A 24,831-nucleotide genomic window follows, 5' to 3' on the forward strand; every position below is an offset into this window, starting at 1 on the left:
ATCCTTTCCGTCTGGACCACGGGTTCACCTGACCAGCCGTCGTGCGGGCCGTTTCATACGGTGAGCTAATTTTAGTGTTCATAGTTTTTTATGTTCATGCGGCAGTCTTCAATTTCGCGTCTAATATTCTATCCGGAAAATCACTGCGCATTTTGTGGGCCTCTCTGTTTGAGACGGTAGAGATTGTGAATTTGACTGATTAAAAAAAGATAGTTAAATGTGTTTTCATATTCAAGCCCCCTAGATGGAGCGGTGCAACTCGTGAAAGGGGGACGGAGAATTGGCAAGGCTGCTGCTCGGTTAACCCGAGGCTTTCACACGTATCGACTGACGGTCAGGAGAATATTGTGGCAATCATGTTCGTGCGGGCGCAGATGATCAGCAGGGGAGCGGGGCGCAACATCATCTCTGCTGCCTCTTATCGTCATCGCACCCGGATGAGAGACGAACAGACAGGTGTGTCTTTCAGCTTCAAGGATAGCGACGATGAACTGAGGCACGAGGAACTGGCTCTACCGGAGGCGGTTCCAGCGTGGCTGCAGAGTGCTATCGAGGGGAAAACGGCGGCTGCGGCAAGCGAGGCACTGTGGAATGCTGTCGATGCATTTGAGACGCGTGTGAACGCGCAGTTTGCCCGGGAATTGATTATGGCACTGCCGGAGGAACTGACGCTTAGGGAAAACATCGCCCTGGTGCGTGAGTTCGTGAGGGACAATCTGACCTCAAGGGGCATGATCGCCGACTGGGTTTATCACGACAGGGACGGCAATCCGCACGTACATGTTCTGACAACACTCAGACCCCTGACAGCGGAAGGGTTCGGCCTCAAGGTCATGCCTGTTCGCGACAATGACGGAAAGCCATTGCGTGTGGCGGCGGGAGACCAGCCGAACGGCAGGATCGTCTACACAGTCTGGGCGGGTAACAGGGAGACGATGAAGGCGTGGAAGATCGCCTGGGCGCAGACAGCCAGCCGGTATCTGGCACTGGCTGGCCGTGACATCCGCCTTGATGGGCGCTCTTATGCCGAACAGGGTCTTGAGGGGATTGCCCAGAGGCATCTGGGACCCGGGAAGTCGGCGATGATGCGCAAGGGCGTCGAGATGTATTTTGCACCGGCCGATCTGGCACGCCGGCGCAAAATGACCGCCCGGCTGCTTGCCGATCCGGGGCCTCTCCTCAGGCAACTTGGCAATGAGCGCTCCACCTTTGACGAGAAGGATATCGCAAGGGTCATCCACCGCTATGTCGATGATCCGGTGGACTTTGCCAATATCCGTGCACGACTGATGGCCTCTCCTGATCTGGTGCTGCTCAAACCGCAGCAGGGTGGCCCGCCGACTGATCCGATGACTGATCCGCCGACTGGCCCGATGACTGGCCGGGTGACTGGCGAGGGAAGGGAACCGGCCGTCTTCACCACCCGCCAGATCCTGCGCACCGAACATGACATGATGCGTTCAGCCGATGTCCTGTCGGGGAGGAGGGGTTTCGGGATTTCGGACGCTGGACGCGCAGGCGCAGTGCGTTTCGTCGAAGGGGACAATCCGCTGAAGCCGTTCAGGCTGGATCTTGAGCAGATTGAAGCCATTCGGCATGTGACGGGCGACAGCGGTATCGCTGCTGTCGTCGGTCTTGCCGGTACGGGCAAGTCGACATTGCTTGCAGCTGCGCGCCTTGCCTGGGAGAGCGGGCATCACCGTGTCCTGGGTGCGGCCCTTTCCGGCAAGGCTGCCGAGGGGCTGGAGGAGAGTTCCGGTATCAGGTCGCGAACGCTTGCCGCGTGGGAGCACGCCTGGAATAACGGACGCGACCGGCTGATGCGCGGTGACGTCCTCGTCATTGACGAGGCAGGCATGGTCTCCTCGTTGCAAATGGCACGTGTGCTGGATGCCGCAGAAAAGGCTGGCGCAAAGGTTGTTCTGGTCGGCGATGCCATGCAGCTTCAGCCGATCGGGGCCGGTGCGGCTTTCCGGGCAATAGCGGAACGGATCGGTTCTGCCGAACTTGCCGGTGTGCGTCGCCAACAGGACCAATGGGCCCGCGATGCCTCAAGTCGCCTCGCTCGCGGGGACACCGCGGCCGGACTGGAGATCTACGCCAGACGCGGGCATCTGGTCGAGGCGGAAACCCGGGATGAACTGGTCAGCCGTCTGGTCAGTGACTGGGCCGATGCGCGGCGGAAAATGATCATGCCATCACAGCCGGGACGGGGCGTGCGGCCAGGGACGGGGATCGCAGCGCTAAACGGTGGCGGCCGGCTACGGGGTGATGCGTTGCTGGTGCTGGCGCACACCAACAGGGATGTCCACAGGCTGAATGAAGCCTTGCGCAAGGTGATGCGGGAAGAGGGAGCGCTCGGTGCCGCGCGCAACTTCCGGACAGAGCGGGGTATGCGGGAGTTTGCTGCTGGCGACCGGATCATCTTTCTTGAGAACGCCCGTTTCCTTGAACCGCGTGCAGGGGGAAACAATCCGCAATATGTCAGGAACGGCATGTTCGGCACGGTGGTCTCGACCGGCAACGCATTCCGCGCGCCGCTGCTTTCTGTCCGGCTCGACAGCGGCAGCGAGATTGTTCTGAGCGAGGACAGCTACCGCAACATCGATCACGGCTATGCGGTGACAATCCACAAGTCGCAGGGCGCGACTGTCGACCGGACCTTTGTGCTTGCCAGCGGCATGATGGACAGGCACCTGACCTATGTGTCCATGACCCGTCATCGTCACAGGGCTGATCTTTATGCTGCGCGCGAGGACTTCAGGCCCGGGCCCGGACGGGAGGACAGGCCCCCTGTTGACCACGCGAAGGGGATCATCGGCGAACTGGTCGAAACCGGGGTGACAAAATTCCGGCCCGGGCATGAGGATACGAATGACACGCCCTATGCTGATCTGAAGGTTGAGGGCGGGAAGGTCCATCGCCTCTGGGGTGCCGGTCTGCCGGCGGCCCTGTCGGCTGCGGGAGCTTCCAGAGGGGATATGGTTACGCTTCGCAAGGATGGCGTCGAGACCGTGAAGGTAAAAATTGCAGTTCCTGATGCGCAAGGCGGTGAAAGGCGCTTTGAGGAGCGCACGGTCGAACGCAATGTCTGGACGGCCAGGCTGCATGAAACCATAGATGTCCGCCGCAAAAGCATTGAAGGGGAAAGCCACACACCGGAATTGTTCCGGCAACTGGCCAAACGCCTCGGGCGTTCGGGCGCCAAAACCACGACGCTGGATTTTGCTGGCGAGGCGGGCTACCAGGCACATGTGCGGGACTTTGCCCGCAGGCGTGGCATCGACGCACTTGCCGAAGTGATGGCCGAAACAGGGGCAGGAGCACGACGCCAGATGGCGTGGCTGGCGCAAAAGCGCCAGCAGGTGGCAATGCTGTGGGAGCGGGCAGGTGCGGCGCCAGGCTTTGCCATGGACAGGGAGCGACATGTTTCCTGCGGTGACAACCATTGCGAAAACCTCGCCGTACAAAATCCGGCCTCCCCGGCACCTGTGGGCAGAACCCTTGTCGGTTCATTCCGAAGCCGGCTGCCGGACCATGACGGGTGCCGCCTGGAAGCCCGTTCCATACCGCCGCTGCTTGCTGCTGTGACAGACTTCACGATCCCCGTGGAGGTTGAGGCGCGCGCGAGGGCATCCGCGGCAGCCCACTACCGCCATAACCGAACAGCACTTACCAAAACGGCCTCTCATCTCTGGCGGGAACCCACCAGTGCCGTCGATACGATCGAGGCACTGATCCGGAAAGGCATTGCCGGTGATCGGATTGCGGCAGCCATTGCCAATGATCCTGCGGCCTATGGTGCCCTGCGCGGCTCCGGTCGGCTGAGGGACAGGCTTCTGGCCGTTGGCCGCGAGCGAAAGACAGCACTGGAAGCCGTGCCGGATGTGCAGGCAAGTGTCCGCTCGCTGGGGTCGAGCTGGGCGTCAGCCCTGAAGGCCGCAACAACCGCAATCGCCGCAGAGCGTCAGCAGATGGCAACCGCCATTCCCGGATTGTCAGCAGAAGCCGGCCAGGAACTCCGTCGCATCACAACTGCGATGCAAAAGAAGGACGCACGGCTTGATGTCCTCGCCGGTTCGCTCGAACCGCATATTCGTCGGGAGTTTATCAGCATCAGCCGCGCCCTTGATCTCAGATTCGGGCGCAACGCAATCCTGCGCGGCGACAGTGACAACGTCAGTCGCGTGTCTCCCGCACAACGTTCCGTCTTCGAGGCACTTCAGAACACGTTGAAGGTTCTTAAGCAAATAGTTTACACCGCCAGGGCCCAGGAAACCGCAACGATACGTCAGAGCCAGAAACTCGACCGCGGTCAAGACGTCCGGTACTAACCTGTTCGCAAGGTCCAGGGGGCAGATTCATTCCGTGCCGTTTGCCCCGCACTGTTTCAACATTTGAACTGTGTCGGGGGGATCGGGTTCTGCATGAGGTAAAATTCGACCGTGTGACAAATATCTTCATGTTGACGTATCTTGACATTCAACCTACTAGAAGGTAGAGATCGAGTATGAGCAATTTATCCACCACTTCCGATGATATTCTCGCTTGCGCCAGAACCTTGATCATGTCGGGCGGGTATAATGGGTTCAGCTACGCGGATATCGCCAGCGTCGTAGGCATTCGCAAGGCCAGTATCCATCATCACTTCCCGAGCAAGGTCGATCTGGTGAAGGCACTAATCGTGCGGCATCGTGAAGATACAGAAGCAGGTTTTGCCAATCTCGAGAGCAAAGTCGATGATCCGCTGGAGCAACTGCAGGCTTATACTCAATACTGGAGTGCGTGTATCACAGACGGGAGTGCGCCATTCTGTGTAGGGGCGCTTCTGGCAAGCGAAATTCCTGTGTTGCCACAGGAACTCGCTTCTGAGATTCAAAACTTTTTCAGATCGTTATCGAGATGGTTGACATCAGTCCTCGCACGCGGCGCAAGACAGGGTCGTATTCGTTTGATCGACTCCCCTGACATCGAGGCAGAAGCCTTTGCTGCTACCGTTCACGGAGGGATGTTGTCGGCGAGAGCCCACAGCGATCCGAAGATGTTTTCGCTTATAGTTGAACCAATGCTTCGCAGACTAGCTGAGGCACAGTGATTTCGATCAAAGCCTGATCATGCTCGGTAGTCAGGCTATCAATTAGTGGGAAGGTGAATGCGGCGACCCCGTTATCCAGCCTGCAGCCATCGCATCGATGTTCCGAAATATGCCGGGCGCAGGCAATGCCTTGAATGAATATCGAAATGCTGCGTGCCTGTGTCTGGAATGTCGCTGTCGCGACGATGCTTCTCGTCGGCCAGTTGTCGAAATGGCGAGCGAATTTTGGGAAGGAAGACTGTGGTGAATGTGGATGGATGCTATCAGTATGGCTGGAATGGTTAATCGACCGTCCTGATCAATGAACAGGGTCTTACTCTCAAATCTATCTACTAGTAGGTAACAAGTACTACAGGAGCTTTGATATGTTTGGAATTTCCCCGCTAGGCTGGGTGCACACGATCGGCAGTTTGCCTGCCATTCCCTTGGCCATCTACATGTTCGTCCGCTACGGGCGAATTTTGCCCTGGTCAAAATCCGGCGGCCTTTATTTTGTCTCGATGCTTATAGGTGCCGGCACAACATTTCTCGTTGCACGCCAGCAGGTCAGCTATGTTATCGGTGCTGCGACGATGGTTCTGCTGATTGCCGGTTATTCAATCGGTTACAGTTCAGTCTTCGGTCGTGCGACCCGCTACCTGGAAACAGTCTTTCTAAGCTGACTGCCTTCCTGCTAATGGTGCCGGCGGTAAGCGAGGTATTGCGGCGCGTACCAGATGGACATCCATTTGTGACTGATCTCAAATCCCCGTTGTTGCTGGGCGCGCAAGGCAGTCTTTTGATCATCCTCATCATAGGACTGACAGCTCAGCTTATCTTTCTGAAAAAACAAAACAATCGGTGATCGCGTGGATGGCATGTTTCTCCTATCCACGGAATGAGGTTCAAAGACCACGCGGAATAATGAGCTCTGTCGGTATCATTTCGGGCGGGTTGTTCGTTTGAACGGACTCGTCCAGAAGTTCAAAGGCGCGTTCGATCATTGCCTGAACATTTTGCCGGACCATCACAACCGGGAAGTGGAGAACTTCGATGAAGGGGTCCCAGTCGAAACATCCGATGGAGCACTCCCGGACCTCGTCAACCGGCAGCGTCTTGAGAAAACTGACGACGCCCTCAAAAGGGCTCGTCGAGTTGACGAACAGTGCCTCTGGCAATCCATTCAATTTTTTATAAATATCGCGGATGGTTCTCGCGGCGGCATCGGGACCATAACCATTCGTGATTATGGCGTCGGAGTGAACGGGGAAGTTCAGCGCAGCCAGTTCATCCTTATACCCGCGCACACGTGCGCGGGTGTTGTGGTCACTATCCACGCCACCGATGAAGTAGAAGCTGTTTTCCGTTCGATGAGACCTGCGGCTGGCAATCTGATGCGTCAGTACGCGGGCACCGTCATAGTTGTCACTGATTACGGATGCGCCATGCTTTCCGGGAAGATCCACGTTTATATGTTTCAGATGAGCCTTTTCGCAGAGTTCGGCGACACTGTCCGGATCGGTTGCGCCCGCGATCAACAAGGCGTCGACATTGTGGGCAATCAATGTTTCCACGGTGCTGCGTTCCTGCTGCGGGTCGCGTAATGTGCTGGCTACAACGGGGATAAGATTCCGTGAGCGCGCCACCGTCTCAAACGATGCGGCCATGGAGCTGAAGTATCGGTTGTCCAGCATAGGCAAGATCATGCCGATCATGCCGGAATTGGATATGCGCAACCCGCGTGCCTGAAGGTTGGTGGTATAACCGAGTTCGCTCGCTATTACTCGAATTCTGTCGGCTGTTGCTTTGGTAATTCTTCGATTTTCCCATGAACCATTCATAACCGAAGCAACGGTCGACGCGGATACACCAGCGCGCTCCGATATATCGTAAATGGTTACTTTCCGGGGGATGCTCATCAGGCCTGCTTTGCGTCTGGGTCGGGTCCCGATCTTAGCGGTGCGATAGCGTTTGCTGCAAGTAGGGGAAGGCGTAATCCAATCTATTCCTCTGTCATTTTCCTCTTGACCAGATGCAGGATGTTGAGCGATGGTTATGTTGCACTATCGATGGTGCAACATGATTGTATGCCGAGAGGAGCGGTGCACACATGCCGAAGCCAGGAACGGCTTCCCATCATGCGTCACAAGCCCCGTCAGCATTGCTCGATTTGATTGGTGCGCCGCAAAGCAATGCGGCGCCAAAATGCCGGAACTCCAGGGAACTGGAGGTCGCTATAGGGAGAACATATGGGGTGGAGTAGCGATATAAAGTTTGTCTGCAAGATTGTGTAAAATACAAAATTGAAAACCCAATGGGAGTGAGACATGAAAAATATGTTTGGTAAGGCAGCCTTTGCTGCGGTGGTGCTATCGTCGTTCGCTGGCAATGCTCAGGCGGAAGTGAAGGACGCAGTGGTCGGCTTTTTAATGCCAGACCAGGCATCGACGCGCTATGAGGAGCGCGATTATCCGGGCTTCGCTGCCGAGATGAAGAAAATCTGTGAAAGCTGCAAGGTGCTTTATCTCAATGCCGATGGTGATGCGAGCAAGCAGCAGCAGCAGTTCAACTCGGTCATATCGCAAGGTGCAAAAGTGATAGTGCTCGACGCGGTCGATACGGCAGCGGCAGCCTCGCTGGTCAAGCTCGCCCAGTCGCAGGATATCAAGGTCATTGCCTATGACCGTCCGATCCCGGATGCGACGTCTGATTTCTACGTGTCGTTCGACAATGAAGCCATCGGCAAGTCGATTGCGGAATCGCTGGTAAAGCACCTGAAGGACAAGGGTGTCGCGGGTGACAAGGGCGGCGTTCTGCAGATCAACGGTTCGCCAACCGATGCCGCTGCCGGTCTCATCAAGAACGGTATTCACGCCGGTCTGAAGGACAGCGGTTACAAGACGCTCGCTGAATATGACACGCCTGAATGGGCGCCGAGCAAGGCTCAGCAGTGGGCTAGTGGCCAGATCACCCGCTTCAATGACCAGATCGTCGGCGTTGTCGCTGCCAATGACGGCACTGCAGGCGGTGCGATCGCAGCCATGAAAGCGGCAGGCATCGATCCGCTACCACCGGTTACCGGCAACGATGCGACGATTGCAGCACTTCAGCTGATCATTTCGGGCGATCAGTACAACACGATCAACAAGCCATCTGAAATTGTTGCCGCAGAAGCCGCGCGCGTCGCGGGTCAGCTTCTGAACGGTGAAACTCCGAAGGCCGAAGCCACGCTTTATAACACTCCGTCGAAGCTTTTCGTTCCAGTGGTGGTGACCGCCGAAAACCTCAAGGCTGAAATTATCGACAAGAACATCGTGTCCGCAGAAACGCTTTGCGTCGACCGTTATGCTGACGGCTGCAAGAAGCTTGGCATCACCAACTGACCAACGACGCGCCCGGCCGGTTATCCGGTCGGGCAGTTTGATGTGCAATGGCATATCCTGCAATATGCCAGGGAAAGTGAGATCATGTCCCAAGATCACGAAGCCGCTGCGTCGTCGCGGCAGCCAGTGCTGCGTCTAAGCGGCATATCCAAGAATTTCGGTGCCGTTTCAGCGCTGACAGATATCGATCTGGAAGTCTTTCCGGGCGAAGTTGTCGCTCTTGTCGGTGATAACGGAGCAGGAAAGTCCACCCTGATCAAGACACTGGCAGGTGTCCATCAACCGACATCCGGCAGTATCGAATTTAATGGTGAGAAGGCTGTGCTTTCGTCGCCGAGCGTTGCGCTCGATCTCGGCATTGCGACAGTCTTTCAGGATCTGGCGCTGTGCGAGAATCTCGACGTGGTCGCCAATATTTTCCTTGGCCGCGAAATGAGCCCCTATCGGCTTGATGAAGTGTCCATGGAGATCAAGGCGTGGAAGCTTCTGAACGAGCTTTCCGCCCGTATCCCGAGTGTACGCGAGCCGGTCGCCTCCCTTTCTGGTGGCCAGCGCCAGACGGTTGCGATCTCGCGCTCGCTGTTGCTTGATCCCAAGCTCATTATGCTCGACGAACCGACGGCAGCACTTGGTGTTGCGCAGACTGCTGAGGTTCTCGATCTTATCGAGCGCGTCCGTGACCGTGGGCTCGGTGTCTTGATGATCAGCCACAATATGGAAGACGTTCGTGCTGTCGCGGACCGCATCGTCGTGCTGCGGCTTGGCCGAAACAATGGTGTTTTCTACCCAGATTCCTCAAACGAGGAGCTGGTCGCAGCCATCACCGGCGCAAGCAGCAATTCCGTTTCCCGCCGTGCCGAACGGCGTCAGGCGCAGCATGAAACCGGTCAGGCCCATGATCGGGGAGAAGCATAATGAACCAGGCAACCGGAAATACCCCTCTCGATCGCCAGGACACCCGCGTGCGCCATGATGAAGGCGTTTCGGGCGCGCTGCGCAATTTCTTCGACCGTGTCCGGTCGGGCGATCTTGGATCGCTGCCGGTCATCATCGGTCTCGTCATCATCTGGACCGTTTTCCAGACGTTGAACCCGGTTTTTCTGTCGAGCAACAATCTCGTAAACTTGCTGTTCGACTGTTCGACTATCGGCGTGATTTCGCTGGGTATCGTCTGCATTTTGATGCTGGGTGAAATCGACCTTTCGGTCGGTTCGGTTAGCGGACTTGCGTCAGCCATTGTCGGCGTGCTTTGGGTCAATCATGGCTGGCCTGTTGGCGTTGCAATGCTGGCGGCGCTGTGCACCGGCGCGTTGATCGGCCTGCTTTACGCGTTCCTCTATAATCGCTTCAGCATGCCAAGCTTTGTTTCCACACTGGCCGGTCTGTTGGCGGCGCTTGGCCTTCAGCTTTATCTGCTAGGCAATACCGGCTCGATCAACCTGCCTTATGGTTCCTGGCTCGTGAGTTTCGGCCAGCTTCTGGTTATGCCGCGTCCGCTGTCCTATGCGTTGGTGCTGATTGCCGGACTTGCGATCTTCTTCACCGGGTTCCGCTCTGCGCAGCGCCGCCGTGAAGCCGGTCTGTCAGCGCCGTCGTCGGTCGGGATAGCGCTCAAGGCCATCGTCATCACAGTCATAGTCGGCGGTGCTGTGTTTTATCTCAACCAGTCGCGTGGTGTGCCATGGATGTTTGGCCTGTTCGTGGCGCTGGTCATCGCGATGAATTACGCACTCACACGTACCCAGTGGGGGCGCGCGATGCAGGCAGTCGGCGGCAACCGCGAAGCCGCACGCCGTGCTGGTATCAATGTGAAATTTATCTATATGTCGGCTTTCATGACCTGTTCGGTTCTGGCTGCAGCAGGCGGCATTCTGGCCGCAGCTCGCCTTGCTTCTTCCAGCCAGCAGGCAGGCACTGGCGACGTCAACTTGAACGCAATTGCAGCAGCGGTCATCGGCGGCACTAGCCTCTTTGGCGGACGTGGTAGCGCCTGGTCGGCTCTACTTGGCATTATCGTCATCCAGTCGATTGCCAGCGGTTTGACGCTGCTCGATCTGTCATCGTCGCTTCGCTACATGATTACTGGCGCTGTGCTCGCCATCGCCGTGATTGTCGACTCCCTCGCCCGCCGCTCGCGCCAGTCGCACGGTCGCGCCTAAAACTTTAAGGACTGAAAAATGGCTCAGGATCTCAATGGAAAAGTCGGCGCCGTTACCGGTGCTGCCTCTGGCATCGGCTTCGAATGTGCAAAGCACATGTTAGAAGCGGGAATGACGGTGTTTCTCGTCGACCGTGACGAGAAGGCGCTTAATGCAAAATGCGCCGAGCTTGGCGATAAAGCCAGACCGCTGGTCATTGATCTGCTCAATCCGGCATCAGTCGCCACCATGATGCCGCAGATACTCGACCAAGCGGGCAAACTCGACGTATTTCACGCCAATGCGGGTGCCTATATTGGCGGACCTCTTTGGGCAGGTGACCCGGATGCATGGGACCGCATGCTGAACCTCAACATCAACGCGGCTTTCCGCACCATTCATGCGGTTCTGCCACATATGATGGAACGAAAGACCGGGGATATCATCATGACAAGCTCTGTCGCAGGTGTCGTGCCGGTCATCTGGGAGCCAATCTATACCGCATCCAAACATGCCGTTCAGGCTTTCGTTCATACGGTTCGCCGTCAGGTTGCGCCGCACGGTATCCGCGTTGGTGGCGTTCTGCCTGGTCCGGTGGTTACCGCACTTATTAGCGACTGGCCGAAGGCAAAGCTGGATGAAGCGCTGGCTAATGGCAGTCTGATGGAACCGAAGGAAGTCGCGGAATCGGTGATGTTCATGCTGACCCGCCCGCGCAACATTACCATTCGCGATCTGGTCATTCTTCCACAAAGCCTCGATCTGTAAATGGGAGCGACCATGACCAGCTATTATCTGGGCGTCGATGTCGGCACCGGCAGCGCTCGCGCCGGTCTTTTCGACGCTAGCGGTACCATGCTTGCTTCGGCCAAGCGCGATATCACCATCTGGCGTGAGGCGGGCAGCATTGTTGAGCAGTCGAGCGTCAATATCTGGCAGGCTGTTTGCGAAAGCGTGCGCGAAGCCGTCAAGACTGCCGATATTGATCCGACGGACATTGCCGGTATCGGCTATGACGCGACATGTTCGCTGGTTGTGCTGGGCGAGGGTGGCAAGTCGCTTGCAGTCGGTCCGTCCAACGATCCAGCGCGCGATATTATTGTGTGGATGGATCATCGCGCTGTTGGCCAGGCAGAACGCATTAATGCGACCAAAGCCAAGGTTCTCGACTACGTTGGCAGCACCATTTCCCCCGAGATGGAAACGCCGAAGCTGTTGTGGCTCAAGGAAAACAAGCCGGAAACCTTCGCTGCTGCATGGCAGTTTTTCGATCTTACCGATTTTCTCACATGGAAATCTTGCGGCAGTCTTGCCCGTTCGGCCTGCACGGTCACCTGCAAATGGACCTATCTCAGTCATGAAAAGCGCTGGGATGAGACCTTTTTTCGTGAAGTGGGCCTTGGCGAACTGGCGGACGAAAATTTTGTCCGCATCGGCACGGACGTTCGACCCGGTGGCGAGAGTCTTGGCGGCTTGAGCGAACAGGCCGCAGCAGAACTCGGTCTTATGCCGGGCACAGCTATTGCCGCTGGCCTGATCGACGCTCATGCGGGCGGGATCGGCACGGTCGGGGCACGCGGTCCGGAGGGCGGGATATTGTCGCGCATGGCCTATGTGTTTGGCACGTCGGCCTGCACCATGACGACCACCGAACAGCCGGTTTTCGTAGATGGGGTATGGGGTCCGTATTATTCGGCGATGGTTCCGGGCCTGTGGCTTAACGAGGGAGGACAATCGGCAGCGGGTGCAGCTATCGATCATCTGATCCACATGCATCCTTTCGCGAAGGAAGCGGAAGAGCAGGCAACCGCCCAAGGCAAGGGGCTGGTCGACATTCTTGCTACAGAAGTCGACGCGAGGGGAGGCTCAGAAGAGGCAGCTGCCATCATTGGCGACATTCACGTCGTGCCGGAGTTCCTCGGTAATCGTGCACCGTTCGCGGACCCTGATGCGCGCGCAATCATTGCCGGGCTCGATCTCGATGCCGGGATCGACAGCCTTACGGCACTTTATTTGGCCGGGCTGTGCGGCCTCGGCTATGGTGCGCGGCAGATCGTGGAGGCCCAGAAAGCAAAGGGTATCGCGACCGATACTATCGTCGTCTCGGGTGGGGCTGCACGTTCGCATCTGGTACGACAGGTGCTTGCCGACACGACCGGTCTTGTCATCGCCGCCTCCACTTCGCCCGAACCTGTTCTGCTCGGCTCTGCCATGCTGGGTGCGGTCGCGTCGGGGGCTTACCCTGATCTTGCATCGGCCATGGACGCCATGTCGGAACTAGGAGAAGTTAACAGGCCGGATGCCGGGCTGGCCAGATGGCACGACCAGCGTTTCGAGGCTTTCACACTTTTGCAGGCAACCGCTCGCAAAATCCGCGTGGTTCAACTGAGCTAGATTGTTCCCGGCACGCAGGCAGTTCCGGTTGCATGCTCTGCGGTCGGGTCTGACAGCTCGGACGACAGCGAACATTGAAGACTGTACACGCAGAAATGGACGCTTCTTCACGTCCAGGGCTTCGACAGCAGGCTGTCCGTCTTGCGGGGCTGTTTGTCAACTCAGATCGCTTCTCAATGATCTTTGCTATGCCAGGCGCATTGCCAAGGGACTGAACAATCTTCTTGAGATACGAAAGCGTTTCAAGGATGACTTGCTGCGAAGCCTCTCCGAGATGTTTGACGAGGATACTGCGCTGGTAGCCATCTAAGGCAGGACGGAAATGCCGATTTCAGTTCGAGCCATGGCTGGATTTCAACCATCGCCAATTTCCCAGACTGCAGCGCCGGCAAGCATGCCGGCACCGGCGGCTGAAAGAAGTAGCCGTTCGCCTGACTGAAAAGGCTGCGATTTCGATGCCAGTGATAGCGAGAGCGGGATCGTCGCCGCCGACGAGTTGCCGAACACGCCAATCGATCTGGCGGCAATCGAGGCAGGTAGGTGCAACTGGTCGCAAACCGTGTCGATGATCCGCGCATTGGCCTGATGGGGAAAGAACCTGTTCACATCGGAGGCAGTAAGCTTTGCCTGTTCAAGCGCGTCGGTTGCGCAACGCAACATCATACGAACGGCCTGCGTAAAGACGGCCTTGCCGTCTCGCATGGTCATTCTTGTCTCGCCAGTGGGAATGGAAATCAGCCCGTAATTTCCTCCATCGGACATGAGCGCCGACCCACGCAGTCCAGCATGTGGATCGTTCGATGGTGCAAGCAGGACTGAACCGGCGGCATCGGCAAAGAGAATTGCTGTGTTGCGCTCCTCCATACTGATCCGGCGGCTCAATATATTGGCTGCCACGACCAGAACTGGCTTGCGGAAGTTCTTGACAAAGCCGTCTGCCAGAACAAGCGCATAAAGAAACCCGGAGCAAGCGCCTGCAAGATCGATCCCGCCGCAGTTTTTCAGCCCCAGCTTGTGAGCGAGAAGCGGCGCGGAAGGTGGCAGGAGATGATCGGGCGTTGATGTCGCGAGAATGACAAGCGCCACCGAATTGTGCGGGACACCGGCATCCTGGAGAGCCATTTCTCCCGCCTTCATAGCCATGTCCGTCAGAGTTTCATCCGGTGCCGCCCAACGCCGCTCGCGAATGCCGGTGCGCCTTTCGATCCAGCCAGTATCCAGTCCGAGACGCTGCTCCAGTTCATCATTAGCAACTCGGCGGTCTGGCACGTAATGGCCGAAACCCGCCATACGGCTCGAAATACTCATCGCGCTGCCGTCTCGATCATATCGGCCGCCGCATGAATCGCGTCATAGGCAAGGTCCAGATCAAGTGGCGTTACGCAATAGGGGGGCATCAGATAGATCACGTTGCCGAGCGGACGCAGAAGCACACCCTGTTTGCGGAAGAAGGATTTCAATTGCGGCCCAGCATCGGAAAGGTAGCCGGCTTTTTTGACCGCGAGATCAAGGGCGGCAATGGTTCCTTGCTGGCGAAAATTGGTGAAACGAGGATCATCCTGAAAACGCGATAGCCTTTCCGAGTGCAATTGCCCCAATGTCCTGATGCGATCCGCGACGGGTTCCGTTTGCCAGACTTCTATATTTGCAAGTGCTGCCGCGCAGGCAATCGGATTGGCTGTGTAGGAACTGGAATGAAAGAATGTGCGGCTGCGGTCTTTCGAAAAATGCGCATCGAAGATTTCAGCCGTGCTGAGCGTTGCGGCCAGCGGAAGAGCGCCGCCGGTAATGCCTTTGGAAAGGCACAGAATATCTGGCGAGGTGGATGCCTGCTCGCACGCGAACATGGTGCCCGTGCGTCCCCATCCTGTCATCACTTCATCGGCGATCAGTAGTGTTCCGTATTGTTTCGTAATCCGCCGGAACTCGGTGAGCAGGTGAGGAGGATAGATTCTCATTCCGCCTGCACCCAGAACAAGCGGCTCCAAAAGCAGAGCGGCAACTTTGCCACTCCGGCAGAAGTGCTCCAGCGCGTCGAGTGCTTCCTGCTCCCGCCCCACCGATGGAAACGGAATGGTGTCGACCTGAAACAGCAGGGGGGCATAGGCGGAGTTGAATACACCGCGCGCACCGGTGGACATGGTGCCAATCGTATCGCCGTGATAGCTATGCTCCAACACTGCGATGCGTGAACGCGGTTTGTTTCTATTGTGATAGAAGCCGAGTGCCATCTTGATAGCGACTTCGACTGCTGTGGAACCGCTGTCGGAATAGAACACATGGGCGAGGCCTTGCGGGGTGAGTTTAACCAGTTCTTGCGCCAGCTTTTCTGCCGGTTCGTGAGTGAATTCGGCAAAGATGATCTGATCGAACTGGTCCAATGCGTCGCGGATCGCCGCCATGATCTTTGGGTGACGGTGCCCATGTGTAATCACCCACCATGACGATATGGCATCCAGCACCGAACGGCCGGTTTCATCCTGTAAATAGGCACCGTCAGTTTTGACGATCCTGCGGAAAACCGGTTCTGTGGCGTGCTGGGTGAAGGGATGCCAGACAGGAGACGAATGCCCGGTCATTGAGAAGCCTCGTTAAAAACGTTCATTTTGAAATGCTCGCGAAACGCATGGCGGAGCGTGTCCGGATCAAGATTCGCAAGGCGGGGCAGTCGTCCCAGTCTGCGAACGCCGCTCAGTTCCGGGATGATCTTCTCGGTATCCGGTTGATGATCGCCGATAAAGGCAATGCCGAGCACGGGAATATTGCGCCGGTTCAATGCCTCAAGCGAAAGCAATGTGTGATTGATGGTGCCGAGGCCGGTTCTTGCACAGAGGATGACTGGTTTCTGCCAGCGCGCAAAGACATCGATGAAAGTCGTGCGCCGCGTCAAGGGTACATGCAATCCGCCTGCGCCTTCAATCACCAGAGGCGCATCGACCGATGGCACTTCGAGTGCATCCGCGTCAATTTCCACTCCAGCGATCTGTGCTGCAAGATGCGGCGAAACAGGCGTATTCAAGCGCCAGCTTTCCGGGATGATGTTCTGGCGTGAAAGTCCGGCAAGCTGAACAACGGTTTCGCTGTCGGTTGCTTCTTCCAGCCCTGACTGAACCGGCTTCCAGTAATAAGCACTGAGCGCGCTCGCGAGTGCTGCAGAAAAGACGGTCTTGCCGATCCCCGTATCGGTGCCGGTAACAATGAAAGTGCAGTTCATACCATTTCCTCTGCCATGATCGCGGCAAGGCGCTCGAACACGTGCGTTATAGTGGGTTCATCGACATTGAGCGTGATGGTGATGCGCAGCCGCGCCGTACCGACAGGCACCGTCGGGGGGCGTATGGCGCGTATGTCGAAGCCTTCGGTCTGCATGCGAATTGCGATGCGCAAGGCACGGTCGGCATCCCCGATGATGAGCGGCAGTATCTGTGTTCCGCTGCCGGGTCTGCCGAAGCGATTGGCGAATTGCACATTGGCGAAGTCTATAAGCCGGTGCAATTCGTGCTGACGATGTTGTTCGGCGATCATGGTTTTCAGCGCAAGCCGCGTTGCGGATACTTGCAAGGGTGAGGGCGCGGTCGAATAGATGAATGGCCGTGCGCGATTGACGAGAAAATCGCGAAGGATTGGATTTGCCCCAACCAGCCCACCGGCGCTGCCCATTGCTTTGCCGCAGGAATGTAGCGTGATGACGTTCTGCCGGCCTTCCAGTCCCGCAGAAAAGCCGCGTCCGTCCGGCCCGTGCACGCCCGTTGCATGGGCTTCGTCAATAAAAAGAAAAGCGTCGTGGCGGTCTGCTATCTCAATGAGGTTGGAAAGCGATACGCAGTCGCCATCCATCGAATAGAGGCTTTCCACCACAATCCAGGGGGTGCCAATTCCTCCCTTCTCACGCCATGTGCGGATGGCTCTCTCGAATGCATCCGCATCGTTATGCGGGACGGAGACGATGTCGGCCTTTCCGGCCCGCATGCCTTCATGTGCGCTGGCATGGATCAGTTCGTCATAGACAATCAGATCGCCGCGTTGCGGCAAAGTCGAGAGAACTGCGAGGTTTGCCGCATAACCATTGCAGAAATAAAGCATCGACGGAGCACGAAAATAGGCCGCAGATTCAGCCTCCAGAAACTCGTGTTCCAGGTGATTGCCGCGCAACAGCCGGGAGCCGCCAGACCCGGTGGCAAGGCCGTTTTCCAGCTCGGCAATCAAAGCATTGCGGATCGACGGTGATGCGGCAAGGCCCAGATAGTCGTTCGAACTGAAGTCTGCGTCCTTATTGCCCGAAAGCGTGCGCAGATGCCGCCGCCGCTGAAGGTTTTTCAGCTTGGTGGCGTAACGGGCCAATGGATCCGTGTTATGCATGGTTGTCCAGCGTATCGGCGGTCAGGCCAAGCCGCCGCATAAGGCTTGTGTCGCGGTCTTCGCCCGGATTGGTAGCGGTCAGCAGCGTGTCACCGATAAAGATCGAATTTGCGCCTGCGAAAAAGCACAGAGCCTGCATTTCATCGCTCATCGAATTGCGCCCGGCTGTCAGCCGCACATGCGATTGCGGCATCATCAGGCGGGCAAGCGCGATAATGCGGACAAAGGCGATAGGATCGACGGGCGATGCTTTCTCCAGCCGCGATCCGGGCATCGGGATCAGCATATTGATTGGCACGCTTTCCGGCGGTGTCGGCAGATTTGCCAACGTCAGGAGCATATCGATGCGATCATCTTCGGTTTCTCCAAGGCCGAGAATGCCGCCGCTGCAAACCTTGATTCCGGCTTCACGAACATGGGCAAGTGTTTCCAGCCGATCATCGAAACTGCGCGTCGTGATGACCTGCGGATAAAACCGCTCCGACGTATCGATATTGTGGTTGTAATAATCAAGTCCCGCTTCCGCAAAGGTCTGCGCCTGATCCGGGCTCAACATGCCAAGCGTCATGCAGGTTTCCAGACCGAGCGCTTTCACCTGTTTGACCATTTCGGCAATAGCCGGTTCATCACGCGGCTTCGGGCTGCGCCAGGCCGCACCCATACAATAGCGGGTGGCGCCGCTATCCTTTGCCTTCTGTGCTTCTTCGAGAACCGTATCCAGGCTCATCAATTTGGAGGCTTTCAGACCCGAAGCATGATGCGCCGACTGGCTGCAATAGCCACAATCTTCGGGGCAACCACCGGTCTTGATGTTGAGCAGTTTGCTGAGCTGAACGCGGTTCGGATCGAAATTGGCACGATGAACGCTTTGTGCCTCGAAAAGAAGATCGTTGAACGGAAGATCGTAGAGCAGACGCGCGCTTGCGAGCGTCCATGCATCTTGTTCCGATTTGGACGCCGTTTTCTCAGCGCCTTCCGGGTTCGATTGCACCATACTGAGCATGCTTTCTCCAGTTTATCTATAAAAATAGAAAGAATCTATGAAATATAGATTATCTTTATGTGTACCGGTGACTCAAGCTAAAATATTATAGATAATTATGGAATGTGTATAATGATGCACTGCGTTGTGACTGTGCCAGAACGCAAAACGCCGCGATCATTGGATCGCGGCGTTATGAAATCAGCGGGTTGGAGAAGTCTGCAAAAGCCTGTTGCGGCGCAGCCGGTTATCCGTCTGAATGCGCGAGCTGCGCTTCAAGATGCTCATCACGAAGGCGATGACGCCCCAAAGGCAACATGATCGGTCGGCCGGACGTTGGATCGGTCATGATACGGCTTTCGAGATGAAATACCTCACGAACATTTTGTTCTGTCAGCACGTCGTCGGGCGTTCCGGTTGCGTATAGTCGTCCGTTAGCCATTGCGACCAGAAAATCCGCATAGCGGGCGGCAAGATTGAGATCGTGCAAAACCATGACGACTGTGGTTCCCCGCTTCTGGTTGAGATCTGTGAGCAGATCCAGAACTTCAATCTGGTGACTGATGTCGAGAAAGGTTGTCGGTTCATCCAGCAGGAGAATATCGGTCTGCTGCGCCAGTGCCATCGCAATCCATACGCGCTGGCGCTGGCCACCTGAAAGTTCATCCACTGGCCTGTCGGCCAGTTCGGTCGTCTTGGTTGCTTCAAGTGCCGTTGCGATTGCTTCGTCATCTGCCCGCGTCCATTGCGAGAATACGCCGTGATAGGGGTTTCGACCTCGACTGACCAGATCGGCAACCAGTATGCCCTCCGGCGCTATCGGCGATTGGGGCAACAGGCCGAGCGTTTGTGCCAGTTGCCGGGAGGGAAGCGTGTGGATCGACTTGCCGTCAAGCAGTACTTCCCCGTGTCGTGGTGCAAGAAGTCGCGACATAGTGCGCAGCAAGGTAGATTTCCCGCAGGCATTTGCTCCAACGATTGCTGTTACCTTGCCGGAAGGCACCTCAAGATCGAGACTATCCAGCACAAGCCTGTCACCATAGCCAGTGGTCAGCTCACGCGCGATGAGGGTGTGATCGGTCATAGGGATGCCCCGCTGCGGTTGGCACGTATGATGAGGTAGATGAGATAAGGAGCGCCCAGAACTCCGGTGACGACGCCAACCGGATAGCGGCCGGGCAGCAGGAACTGTCCGCAATAATCGCCGGCGAGGACTAGTATGGCTCCAATCAAGGCAGACGGGACGAGCAGGGAACCGTTATTACCGATGACACGTGCTGCAATGGGGCCGGACAGAAAGGCGACGAAAGCAATGGGGCCTGAGACGGCTGTGGCGAAGGCTATCATACCGACGGCGGCAATGATGATGACGATCCGGGTTCGCCCCACATTGGTTCCCAATGCTGCAGCGCTGTCGTCGCCCAGCCGCAATGCTTCGAGATCGCGCGACCGGCTCAAAAGCAAACCGCCGAAAACGACCAGTGCGACCAGAAGAGGAAACATCTGGTCCAGCCTTGCGCCGTTGACGCTGCCGGTGAGCCAGCGCATGGCATCCTGCAGGCTCCAGGCGGGCGCGTTTGAAAGAATATAGGCAATGACACTTTCGAGCATCGCCGAAACACCGATCCCAACGAGGATAAGACGGGTTCCAGCTACCCCGTTCCTGAAGGAAAGACCGTAGACGGCAAGCGCTACAGCAAGCCCAGCCACAACGGCAAAGATCGAAACAATGGGGCCGCTCAGCGAGAGCACAACGATTGCAAAAACAGCTGCAGCACTTGCACCGGAACTGATGCCGATGATGTCAGGGCTTGCGAGCGAATTGCGCAGCATGAGCTGGAATGCGACACCGCCGAGGCCGAAGCTCAGCCCTGCCAGCACGGACAGGACGGCGCGCGGCAGGCGCAACATCCCGACCGTGAAGCTTGCGCCTTGAACATCTTCGCCCAGAAGCACCCGCACGACATCTTTCGGCGGGGTGAAAGATTGGCCCAGCATCAAAGTGAGGAGGAAGAGGGCGACGAGAATGACCAGAAGAAGAAGACCGATGACAAGATTGCGCTTGCGGGTGCGGCTGCGACGGTTCCGGGCGATAAGATCGGCGGTGGAATGCAGCATGATCACAACTCACGAACCCGTTGGCGTCTGACGATCCAGATGAAGAACGGCGCGCCGATCAAGGCGGTGACAATCCCGACATCGAGTTCGGCAGGACGGGCAATGAGGCGTCCTACAATATCGGCAGCAAGCAGGAGACAGGCTCCGCTGAGGGCCGAGAATGGCAACAGCCAGCGGTGATCCACGCCTACCAGCAGGCGGCAGAGATGCGGTACGACCAGACCCACAAAGCCGATGGGACCGCAGATGGCGGTGGTTGCACCACACAGCAGAATTGCGCCGAGCGCCGCAACAGCGCGAGCAATGGCGACCTTTTCTCCGAGCCCGGCGGCAAGTTCATCGCCGAGTGCGAGCGAGTTCAGTTTGCGCGCCGATAGAAGGCTGACAACGAAACCGACAGCGAGAAATGGCAGCACATAAGCGAGCCGGTCGAAAGTCGCACCTCCAACGCCGCCGATCTGCCAGGCGCGAATGCCGCCGGCAATATCGTTGCGGGGCAGCACGATGGCGATAACCAGTGAGGAAAATGCTACCGACGTGGCTGCACCGGCCAGCGCGAGCTTGAGCGGTGTTGCGCCACCACGGCCAAGCGATCCGACCATATAGACGAAGACGGCGGCGCAACCGGCGCCGAATATGGCTGCCCAGATATAAGCTGGTGCGGAAACGATGTTGAACCACGCAACGCCGATGACGACGGCAAGCGATGCGCCCATATTGACGCCCAGAATGCCGGGATCTGCCAGCGGATTGCGGGTAATGCCCTGCATAATGGCGCCTGCCAGACCGAGCGCTGCGCCGGCGAGAAGAGCGAGCAAGGTGCGCGGAATGCGCATGGCGACGGCGGCCTGTCCGATGGTGTCCATATGACCACGCAGGGCCGCAACAATGTCGGGCCATGGCACTTCACGCGTGCCGAGCGACACGGACAGAACACAAAGGGTCACAAGGAGAAAGACGACCGCGCCGGCGAGAAGGGCGGCATAGTCCTTCAGTACCCAGGAGATGGAAAGTGGTGTGGGATTGGCCGCTGTCCCGAGAGGGTTTCTGCCCAGCATGACCACTGCATTGTTTTCGACCACTGGCATGCTGGCGAGAAGTGGATTATGCTTCAAGGCATCCAGCAATTCCTGACTGCCATAGGTTACGACGATGTCCACGTCATCGAACATGTCGACACGCTCGGCGCTGATGGAGCCGGAGAACTGGCCCGGTTTGGAGGCGTCGACCACACTTTTGGGCGAGTTCAGGCCAAGGTCCGTGAAGAATCTCACCCTCGTGTCGTTAGTAGTGTAGAAATTGACCGTGCTCAGGTCCGTCGTATCGAGATGCGTGACGAACATAGCCGACTTGTCTTTGAGATGCGGATACTGGCTGACCGTCTCGGCAATCTCGCCTTCGATCTTTGCAATCAGCGCTTCACCTTCTTCCGCCATGCCCATGCCGACGCTGTTGAGACGGATCATGTCGCGCCAGTCGGTGGACCAGGGCGCTTCGGGATAGGCAACGACAGGGGCGATCTGGCTGAGTGTATCGTAGTCGGACTGGCTCAGGCCGGAATAGGATGCGAGGATGACGTCGGGCTGCGTTTCCGCCACCGCCTCGAAATCGATCCCGTCCCCTTCATCGAAAAGCACAGGCGTATCGGCGCCGAGTTCCTTCAACTTTGCGGCTACCCATGGCAAGAGACCATCATTGTCGTCATCGCCGAAATTGGCTCGCGCAAACCCAACCGGAACCACGCCGAGTGCAAGGGGAACCTCATGGTTTGCCCAGGCAACGGTGACTATCCGTTCCGGCTTTTTTTCTATCGTTGACGTTCCAAAAGCATGTTTTATAACAATCGGATAGGTTGTTTTTTCACCAGCTAGAACCGCTTGCGGCACAATCATCGCCAGGCAGCACAGGGCAGCGAAAACGAGAGAGCGAATGGACCAAGTCATCCGGTGCATTCTCCTTGTGTATAAAGTGGCCTTTCACTCTCAAGTTAAACCCACCGCGTCAAGGCCGAAGCTCGCACCTTGATAAAGCTGTTGCGAATTAACCGTGATTTCCTACAAAAAAGCAGTTTTCTACAATACTGGACAAAGCTTCTCAAGTTAGTGGCGATCCGGGGACCATTTCAGTTTCTTGATTGCTTTGATGATCGGGCTCATCCGGTCGTTGATCGTAAGGCTGTCGATGTCTCCACGATTTGAAACCGTCGCTAAAAGCGATCGCCGCAAACTGCTTATCGGACCTGACCATGGACATTGAAAAGACCGCTGAGATGAAGAAAACCACCCGGGTTCGCTACCGCAGGGCAATTCTTCTGGGGTGCACGGCGCTTGTCGTATCCATGCCGGATCTGGCTTTGGCGCAGCAGGCGACAACAACGGAAGAGCCGACAGTGCTCAAGACCATTACGGTTGATGGGTCTGGTGGACGCGACGACGATTCCAGGTCGATTGTCGCGACGAGAACCACCGGCGGCGGCAAGATGGCGACGGACATCATGGATACGGCAGCCTCCGTATCGGTGATCACCGCCAAGGAAATACAGGAGCGCAACGCCCAGACCGTCGAGCAGGTGCTGCAATATACTGCAGGTGTTTCCACCAATTTTTACGGGTCGGATGACCGGTTTGACTTTTTCCAGATCCGCGGTTTCGATGCCAACACCTATCGCGACGGGCTGTCCCTTGGCCGTCCCTTTGGCGGTATACGCGAGGAACCCTATGCATTTGAACGGATTGAAGTTCTGAAAGGCGCGAGTTCCACGGCTTTCGGCGTCTCCGATCCGGGCGGCATGGTCAATTATGTGACCAAGCGCCCGAAGCGCGAGCGCTTTGGCGAGGCCTATATCACAGGCGGCTCCTTCAACCACAAGGAAGTCGGCTTCGATTTCGGTGACAATCTGACCGGCGACGAAACGCTGTCCTATCGCCTCACCGGCAAGTTCAAGGATTCCGACGCCGAATATGATTATTCGCGCGACGATGAAAAGTTCATCATGGGCGGGCTGACGTGGCGTCCGAGCGATGCGACCAATCTGACGGTGATCTTCGATCATCTTCACCGCAATGGCGTGCCCGGAAGCGGGGGGCATCCGGTTGGCACTAATTTCAACCGCAGCCGCTTTTTCGGCGAACCTGATTTCAACTATCGCGGCACCGACAGAAATACTGTCAGCGCCATGTTCGATCACGATTTTGGCAATGGTTTGAGCGTGAGCGCCAACGGGCGTTACAGCAAGCAGGACACCGATTTCGGCTATGCCTATATTTCGGCCACACCGACCGATGGCTCCACAATTGCCAAGCGCGATTTCTTCGGAAATGACGCCTCAGCCGAGAATTTCGTGGGCGATGTGAACCTGAATTATGAGACAAGCTTTGACCGGTTCGAAAGCCGGACAATGGCGGGCGTCGAACACAACAATTATTCGGCCACCAACAAGACGCTCTGGGGCCCGGCGCCGAGCATCGACTGGACCAATCCGGTCTTTACCGGCGCTCCGGTCAGTCTGCCGCTGATCGGCAGCACATCGACCAAGCAAAAGACCAAGGCGATCTATTTTCAGCAGGATCTGACATTCGCCGAAAAGCTGATCGCCAGTGTGGGCCTGCGCAATGATTGGCTCGACCTGTCGCAGACGAACAATCTCAAGAACACGACCACAGATGGCGACCTGAGCGAGTTCACCAGCCGCTTCGGCCTCACCTATCGGGTAACGGATGAATGGGCGGTCTATACGAGCTATGCTGAATCGGTCGCTCCTCCGGCCATTGGTGTCGATCCTGAGCGGGGCGAACAGATCGAAGTCGGCGTGAAATACCAGCCAACTGCATTTCCGGCCCTGTTCACCGCGTCCGTTTACGATCTGACCAAGAACAATATCTCGGTCAACAATCCCATCACACTTCAGCCATCCACGATTGGCGAGGTTCGCGTTCGCGGTATCGATCTGGAAGCCAAGGCCGAGCTGACGAACAATCTCAACCTGATCGCGGCCTATTCCTATATGGACCCGGAGATCGTAGAGAACGGTACCGGTGGCAATGAGGGCAACCGCCCGCAATTTGTTTCCAAGCACCTCGCTTCGCTTTGGGCGAACTACAAGATCGAGGGCAGCGGTCGTCGCGGCGACATGACAATCGGTGTCGGCGGTCGTTATATTGGTGCGTATTACTTCACGCCAGCCAATACGTCGGGCACCAGCGGCAATGTCGTGTTCGATGCCGCATTCACTTACGAGTTCCTCGATAATTCAGCGCTGCAGGTCAATGTCAGCAATCTGTTCGACAAGAAATACGTCGCCTATGGCGGTTTCGGAGCGGATTTCTACAATCCCGGTCGCGAGATCACGGCAACGCTTCGCCGCACCTGGTAGGATGAGCAGCT

General features: G+C 57.0%; 17 protein-coding genes and 4 pseudogenes. 10 read left to right on the forward strand and 11 right to left on the reverse strand.

Going from position 1 to position 24,831, the window contains the following annotated elements; all coding sequences use genetic code 11:
* Window positions 1–347 precede the first annotated feature (347 nt).
* From traA to FG152_RS09980, 4 genes and pseudogenes are all read left to right on the forward strand, one after another.
* Window positions 348–4,334, forward strand: a complete 3,987-nt coding sequence (gene traA / locus FG152_RS09965; RefSeq protein ID WP_498986333.1) for a Ti-type conjugative transfer relaxase TraA — start codon at window positions 348–350, stop codon at window positions 4,332–4,334.
* A 176-nt stretch (window positions 4,335–4,510) separates the two neighbouring features.
* Complete coding sequence (locus tag FG152_RS09970; protein ID WP_151607126.1) at window positions 4,511–5,095, forward strand: TetR/AcrR family transcriptional regulator; 585 nt, start codon at window positions 4,511–4,513, stop codon at window positions 5,093–5,095.
* 134 nt (window positions 5,096–5,229) lie between these two features.
* Window positions 5,230–5,400 carry a hypothetical protein gene (locus FG152_RS09975; RefSeq protein WP_192798604.1) on the forward strand — a complete coding sequence of 57 codons (171 nt, stop codon included), beginning with the start codon at window positions 5,230–5,232 and terminating at the stop codon, window positions 5,398–5,400.
* Between the two features lie 60 nt (window positions 5,401–5,460).
* Window positions 5,461–5,939: pseudogene (locus tag FG152_RS09980) on the forward strand (hypothetical protein).
* Between the two features lie 40 nt (window positions 5,940–5,979).
* Here FG152_RS09980 and FG152_RS09985 read toward each other — a convergent pair.
* Complete coding sequence (locus tag FG152_RS09985; protein ID WP_235819941.1) at window positions 5,980–6,789, reverse strand: substrate-binding domain-containing protein; 810 nt, start codon at window positions 6,787–6,789, stop codon at window positions 5,980–5,982.
* A gap of 96 nt (window positions 6,790–6,885) precedes the next feature.
* Window positions 6,886–6,993: pseudogene (locus tag FG152_RS09990) on the reverse strand (transcriptional regulator); the annotation flags it as partial.
* A 417-nt stretch (window positions 6,994–7,410) separates the two neighbouring features.
* On the opposite strand from FG152_RS09990, the gene FG152_RS09995 reads away from it, so the two are divergent.
* The 5 genes from FG152_RS09995 to FG152_RS10015 all read left to right on the forward strand — a co-directional run bounded on the left by FG152_RS09995 (window position 7,411) and on the right by FG152_RS10015 (window position 12,989).
* Window positions 7,411–8,457: an ABC transporter substrate-binding protein gene (locus FG152_RS09995; RefSeq protein ID WP_235817422.1), complete on the forward strand. Its 1,047-nt coding sequence runs from the start codon at window positions 7,411–7,413 to the stop codon at window positions 8,455–8,457.
* 84 nt (window positions 8,458–8,541) lie between these two features.
* Complete coding sequence (locus tag FG152_RS10000) at window positions 8,542–9,372, forward strand: ATP-binding cassette domain-containing protein (protein ID WP_498986336.1); 831 nt, start codon at window positions 8,542–8,544, stop codon at window positions 9,370–9,372.
* The gene (locus tag FG152_RS10005) at window positions 9,372–10,616 is read left to right on the forward strand and encodes a sugar ABC transporter permease (protein WP_010660774.1); all 1,245 of its coding nucleotides are present in this window, start codon (window positions 9,372–9,374) and stop codon (window positions 10,614–10,616) included. The genes FG152_RS10000 and FG152_RS10005 overlap by 1 nt, the downstream gene beginning before the upstream one ends.
* A gap of 18 nt (window positions 10,617–10,634) precedes the next feature.
* Window positions 10,635–11,363, forward strand: coding sequence for an SDR family oxidoreductase (locus tag FG152_RS10010; RefSeq protein WP_151607123.1), 729 nt, complete (start codon window positions 10,635–10,637; stop codon window positions 11,361–11,363).
* A gap of 12 nt (window positions 11,364–11,375) precedes the next feature.
* On the forward strand, window positions 11,376–12,989 hold the full coding sequence (locus tag FG152_RS10015) for an FGGY-family carbohydrate kinase (protein ID WP_151607121.1): 1,614 nt from the start codon (window positions 11,376–11,378) through the stop codon (window positions 12,987–12,989).
* A 354-nt stretch (window positions 12,990–13,343) separates the two neighbouring features.
* Here the strand turns inward: FG152_RS10015 and FG152_RS10020 are convergent, their stop codons facing one another.
* The 9 genes and pseudogenes from FG152_RS10020 to FG152_RS10060 form a co-directional block, all read right to left on the reverse strand.
* A complete protein-coding gene (locus tag FG152_RS10020) occupies window positions 13,344–14,297 on the reverse strand; it encodes a beta-ketoacyl-ACP synthase III (protein WP_151616413.1) in 954 nt (317 codons plus the stop codon).
* Window positions 14,294–15,568: an adenosylmethionine--8-amino-7-oxononanoate transaminase gene (locus FG152_RS10025; RefSeq protein ID WP_331664872.1), complete on the reverse strand. Its 1,275-nt coding sequence runs from the start codon at window positions 15,566–15,568 to the stop codon at window positions 14,294–14,296. Before FG152_RS10025 ends, FG152_RS10020 begins: the two co-directional genes overlap by 4 nt.
* Window positions 15,565–16,203 carry a dethiobiotin synthase gene (gene bioD, locus FG152_RS10030; protein WP_151607115.1) on the reverse strand — a complete coding sequence of 213 codons (639 nt, stop codon included), beginning with the start codon at window positions 16,201–16,203 and terminating at the stop codon, window positions 15,565–15,567. Before bioD ends, FG152_RS10025 begins: the two co-directional genes overlap by 4 nt.
* The gene (locus tag FG152_RS10035) at window positions 16,200–17,348 is read right to left on the reverse strand and encodes an 8-amino-7-oxononanoate synthase (protein ID WP_151607113.1); all 1,149 of its coding nucleotides are present in this window, start codon (window positions 17,346–17,348) and stop codon (window positions 16,200–16,202) included. Before FG152_RS10035 ends, bioD begins: the two co-directional genes overlap by 4 nt.
* A complete protein-coding gene (gene bioB / locus FG152_RS10040) occupies window positions 17,341–18,351 on the reverse strand; it encodes a biotin synthase BioB (RefSeq protein ID WP_151607111.1) in 1,011 nt (336 codons plus the stop codon). The genes FG152_RS10035 and bioB overlap by 8 nt, the downstream gene beginning before the upstream one ends.
* Before the next feature lie 226 nt (window positions 18,352–18,577).
* Window positions 18,578–19,414, reverse strand: coding sequence for an ABC transporter ATP-binding protein (locus FG152_RS10045; RefSeq protein ID WP_151607109.1), 837 nt, complete (start codon window positions 19,412–19,414; stop codon window positions 18,578–18,580).
* The gene (locus tag FG152_RS10050) at window positions 19,411–20,448 is read right to left on the reverse strand and encodes a FecCD family ABC transporter permease (RefSeq protein WP_151607107.1); all 1,038 of its coding nucleotides are present in this window, start codon (window positions 20,446–20,448) and stop codon (window positions 19,411–19,413) included. The genes FG152_RS10045 and FG152_RS10050 overlap by 4 nt, the downstream gene beginning before the upstream one ends.
* 2 nt (window positions 20,449–20,450) lie before the next feature.
* Window positions 20,451–21,416: pseudogene (locus FG152_RS10055) on the reverse strand (FecCD family ABC transporter permease); the annotation flags it as partial.
* A pseudogene (locus FG152_RS10060) lies at window positions 21,411–22,391 on the reverse strand (iron-siderophore ABC transporter substrate-binding protein); the annotation flags it as partial. The pseudogenes FG152_RS10060 and FG152_RS10055, both read right to left, overlap by 6 nt.
* A 302-nt stretch (window positions 22,392–22,693) precedes the next feature.
* Here FG152_RS10060 and FG152_RS10065 point away from each other — a divergent pair.
* Window positions 22,694–24,820: a TonB-dependent siderophore receptor gene (locus FG152_RS10065; protein WP_498986345.1), complete on the forward strand. Its 2,127-nt coding sequence runs from the start codon at window positions 22,694–22,696 to the stop codon at window positions 24,818–24,820.
* Window positions 24,821–24,831 lie beyond the last annotated feature (11 nt).

The organism is Ochrobactrum sp. XJ1 (assembly GCF_024701725.1).
GTDB classification, from domain to species: Bacteria; Pseudomonadota; Alphaproteobacteria; order Rhizobiales; family Rhizobiaceae; genus Brucella; species Brucella anthropi.

Bases quoted from the DNA above. Each gene is read 5' to 3' on its own strand.
- FG152_RS09985 (WP_235819941.1), bottom strand. From the start codon at position 6,789: ATGATCGGCATGATCTTGCCTATGCTGGACAACCGATACTTCAGCTCC.
- FG152_RS10045 (WP_151607109.1), bottom strand. From the start codon at position 19,414: ATGACCGATCACACCCTCATCGCGCGTGAGCTGACCACTGGCTATGGT.
- bioD (WP_151607115.1), bottom strand. From the start codon at position 16,203: ATGAACTGCACTTTCATTGTTACCGGCACCGATACGGGGATCGGCAAG.
- FG152_RS09995 (WP_235817422.1), top strand. From the start codon at position 7,411: ATGTTTGGTAAGGCAGCCTTTGCTGCGGTGGTGCTATCGTCGTTCGCT.
- FG152_RS10015 (WP_151607121.1), top strand. From the start codon at position 11,376: ATGACCAGCTATTATCTGGGCGTCGATGTCGGCACCGGCAGCGCTCGC.
- FG152_RS10005 (WP_010660774.1), top strand. From the start codon at position 9,372: ATGAACCAGGCAACCGGAAATACCCCTCTCGATCGCCAGGACACCCGC.
- FG152_RS10000 (WP_498986336.1), top strand. From the start codon at position 8,542: ATGTCCCAAGATCACGAAGCCGCTGCGTCGTCGCGGCAGCCAGTGCTG.
- FG152_RS10025 (WP_331664872.1), bottom strand. From the start codon at position 15,568: ATGACCGGGCATTCGTCTCCTGTCTGGCATCCCTTCACCCAGCACGCC.
- FG152_RS10050 (WP_151607107.1), bottom strand. From the start codon at position 20,448: ATGCTGCATTCCACCGCCGATCTTATCGCCCGGAACCGTCGCAGCCGC.
- bioB (WP_151607111.1), bottom strand. From the start codon at position 18,351: ATGCTCAGTATGGTGCAATCGAACCCGGAAGGCGCTGAGAAAACGGCG.
- FG152_RS10035 (WP_151607113.1), bottom strand. From the start codon at position 17,348: ATGCATAACACGGATCCATTGGCCCGTTACGCCACCAAGCTGAAAAAC.
- FG152_RS09975 (WP_192798604.1), top strand. From the start codon at position 5,230: ATGAATATCGAAATGCTGCGTGCCTGTGTCTGGAATGTCGCTGTCGCG.
- FG152_RS10010 (WP_151607123.1), top strand. From the start codon at position 10,635: ATGGCTCAGGATCTCAATGGAAAAGTCGGCGCCGTTACCGGTGCTGCC.
- FG152_RS09970 (WP_151607126.1), top strand. From the start codon at position 4,511: ATGAGCAATTTATCCACCACTTCCGATGATATTCTCGCTTGCGCCAGA.
- FG152_RS10065 (WP_498986345.1), top strand. From the start codon at position 22,694: ATGGACATTGAAAAGACCGCTGAGATGAAGAAAACCACCCGGGTTCGC.
- FG152_RS10020 (WP_151616413.1), bottom strand. From the start codon at position 14,297: ATGAGTATTTCGAGCCGTATGGCGGGTTTCGGCCATTACGTGCCAGAC.